This is a genomic window from Sphingomonas sp. LH128 (assembly GCF_000293195.2).
GTDB classification, from domain to species: Bacteria; Pseudomonadota; Alphaproteobacteria; order Sphingomonadales; family Sphingomonadaceae; genus Novosphingobium; species Novosphingobium resinovorum_A.
In genome coordinates this window covers 1-2,291 of sequence record NZ_ALVC01000296.1, presented here as the reverse complement: position 1 = coordinate 2,291, position 2,291 = coordinate 1, and the positions used below count along the sequence as shown (strand labels likewise).

Annotated in this window: 2 protein-coding genes and 1 pseudogene; all 3 read left to right on the top strand. The window is 67.2% G+C overall.

All coding sequences use genetic code 11. The features are described from left to right. Window positions 1-372 (top strand): annotated as a pseudogene (locus LH128_RS21790) (TonB-dependent receptor); the annotation flags it as partial. Beyond that, on the top strand, window positions 372-1,502 hold the full coding sequence (locus tag LH128_RS21785; protein ID WP_008831852.1) for a phytase: 1,131 nt from the start codon (window positions 372-374) through the stop codon (window positions 1,500-1,502). The pseudogene LH128_RS21790 and the gene LH128_RS21785, both read left to right, overlap by 1 nt. Before the next feature lie 78 nt (window positions 1,503-1,580). After that, entirely contained in the window at window positions 1,581-2,258 is a 678-nt protein-coding gene (locus LH128_RS21780; protein ID WP_008831851.1) for a lytic transglycosylase domain-containing protein, read from the top strand. The last annotated feature ends 33 nt before the right edge of the window (window positions 2,259-2,291 follow it).

The following is a 2,291-nucleotide window of genomic DNA, read 5'->3' as shown; positions in this document are numbered from 1 at the left end:
CGCGGCACGGTGCTGGACGGTGACGGCCTTGCACGCCGCATCGATCTGCCCAACGCCTCGAAGAACACCTTCAACGTCGTGCTGGGTTACGAAAAGGGTCCGATCAGCCTGCGCGCTGCCGGCACCTTCCGCGACAAGTACCTCGACGAAGTGGGCGACGATGCCGAGACCGACCGCACCGTCAACCAGCACTTCCAGCTGGACCTCTCGGCCAAGTACAAGCTGACCGACAACATCAAGATCTTCGCGGACTGGGTGAACGTCAACAACGCCAAGTACTTCGCATACCAGAACCTCGCAGGCGCCAAGCGCGCGCTGCAGTACGAGGAGTACGGCTCGACCGTGAAGTTCGGCGCAAGGATGTCGTTCTGATGAAGCGCAACCTCACGAGCATCATCGATGTCGTGAAGCTGGGGTCGGGAGCTTTGCTCCCGGCCCTCCTGCTTTCCGCCTGCGCGACGACGACCATCGCCCCCGGCACCGCTGCCCCCGAGGCCCCACGTCCCTACTATCCCGCCACCGATATCCCGGCAGAAGGCGAGACCGCGCCCGTAGGCACCGGCAATGCCGATGCGGCGGACGATCCGGCGATCTGGCGCAATGCGGCGAATCCCGCCGCCAGCCTGATCCTGGGCACCGACAAGAAGGCGGGGCTCTACGTCTACGGCCTCGACGGTACGGTGAAGGACTTCTCGCCCGCCGGTGCGCTCAACAACGCGGACCTGCGCGAAGTGCGCATGGCGGACGGCTCCACCCGCATCCTCGTCGGCGCCAGCGATCGTACCGACCGCGCCGAACCGCGCATCGCCCTGTTCGGCCTCGACGGCGCGACCGGCAAGCTCTCGGTGCTCGGCTCCGGAACGTTCCTGCCCGCCGGCCATGCCCCGGCGGAGGCCTACGGCTTCTGCATGGGTGCTCCGCTCGCGGCGGGCGAACTCGCCCGCGCCTACGTCGTGCTCAAGGACGGTACGGTCGCCGAGAGCCGCCTCGTCGAGAAGGCCGGCAAGATCGCGGCCGAGCACTTGCGCGACGTCAAGTTCGCGACCCAGTCCGAGGGCTGCGTCGTCGATGACGTGACGAAGACGCTCTACGTCGCCGAGGAGGACGTGGCGATCTGGAAGGTGCCGCTCTCACCGACAACGCTGACCGCATCCTCCTACGCCCGCGTCGGCGAGGCGGACGGTCTGGTCGACGACATCGAGGGCCTTGCCATCGCCCGCAACGCCGAAGGCCGCGCCTGGCTCGTCGCCTCCAGCCAGGGCGACAACGCCTATGCGCTGTTTGATCTCGCCACCGGCAAGCCCGCAGGCCGCTTCCGTATCAACGGGGGCGCCATCGGCGGCACCAGCGATACCGACGGCATCGAAGTCGTGCTCGGCGACTTCGGACCGCAGTATCCCGAAGGGCTGTTCATGGCGCAGGACGGCGACAACGCCCCCAAGGCGCAGAACTTCAAGCTGTTGTCTTGGCGCTCGATCCGCACCGCGCTGGGCATCCGGTAACCCGGCTCTACCGCATCCGCGTGTGACTCGATCTCGCGGATGCGGTAGGACGGCAGCCATGGTGAGGGACACGAATCGATGAAGCGGATCGAGGCATTCGGGGTGCTCGTCGCCGTTTCCTGCATGGCCATGCCCGGCATCGCCTGCGCAGACGTTCTGCAGATCGGCAATTCAGGGGCTGAATGGGTCGCCGGGGGGCCCGCTACCCTGCCCTCCACGTCCGATCTTGCGCAAGTCGATCCCTCGTCCGGCGTGGGCTTCATCGGCAGCACCGTCGCTCGCGCACCCGAGCAGGTGGAATCGACCCCGATGGAGGTCGATTCCCGCCTGCACCCGCAATCGATCACCGAAGCACTCGACGCGGCAGGCCCGACCCGCTGGCGTGAGCGCGTCGCCCAGCTAGCCGCCAAGTACGACATCAGCCCGACTCTGCTGGAAGCGGTGGTCTGGCAGGAAAGCCGCTGGAACGAACTGGCGCTCTCACCCGTCGGTGCGCGTGGGCTGGCCCAGCTGATGCCCGGCACCGCCGCGCAGATGGGCGTCGATCCCGCCGATCCCATGGCTAACCTCGAAGGCGGCGCGCGTTACTTGCGCATGCAGCTCGATGCCTTCGGCGGCGATCTGGAAAAGGCGCTGGCGGCCTACAACGCCGGTCCCGCCCGCGTGCTCAAGGCCGGGGGCATTCCCAATATCCGCGAGACCCGGGCCTACGTCGCCTCGATCATGGCGCGGCTGACGGATCCAGTCCGGCAGTAAAGTTCTGTGCCCCGGAGGGCTTCGACAAGCTCA